The sequence below is a fragment of the Mycobacterium sp. genome (assembly GCF_008709575.1).
Classification (GTDB): domain Bacteria; phylum Actinomycetota; class Actinomycetes; order Mycobacteriales; family Mycobacteriaceae; genus Mycobacterium.
Map to the genome: position 1 here is coordinate 1 of NZ_VYIK01000399.1, position 662 is coordinate 662.

1 pseudogene is annotated in these 662 nt (G+C 56.2%); it reads right to left on the reverse strand.

Annotation, left to right across the window (positions count from 1 at the left end):
* Positions 1–217 precede the first annotated feature (217 nt).
* Positions 218–662 (reverse strand): annotated as a pseudogene (locus F6Q13_RS19210) (hypothetical protein); the annotation flags it as partial.

Below are 662 nucleotides of genomic sequence, written 5' to 3' on the forward strand. Positions count from 1 at the left end.
GGATGACCACACCCGCCGACAGCGCAGCGCGCGCTGCTGACCTGCTGGAGGATTTTGCCGGCTCATCTCTGTAGAATTTTCGGAGGCGCTGCTTGCGACTGACACTGCGAAAAGAGTAACCGCTCCGGATGAGACTACACATTCCCACGATCAGCGCCCGGCCTCCTCTCGCTACCGACATCGCCAGGGCGCACCATCCACCCGCTATCTCACTTACTCACTTCACCCGCAAAACGAATCCAGTTTGGTCACCCCGGTTCTGCCGATTGAGCCATTCGGCGCGTTTTTCCCAACCCCAGATTCGCTTGATTCCGAAGAGCCTCGCGGGACTCCGATAGCTTTTAAGTTCAGCCATCGAAATATCACGGCGATAGGCTTCGCTTCCGATAAACTGGTATGAATTCGAATCATCGAATGTGTGCTCCACTCGTAGCCCGGCAATATCAGCTGCCAATGCCATACCTTTTCTTGAGGGTATAACTGTATGCCGCGGCGCATCGATCTGCCACCAATCCGCCCCATATCTAGTCCATGCTTCTGATGAGGTCGTCGGCAGGCGAACCAAACAAATACCCGTGGCGGCAAGCTTGGAGCACGCCACCTTAAGCGGCTCTTGTGACGTTGTAGTGGGTTCGTGACCTGGGGATTTGGGGCGCAACGCC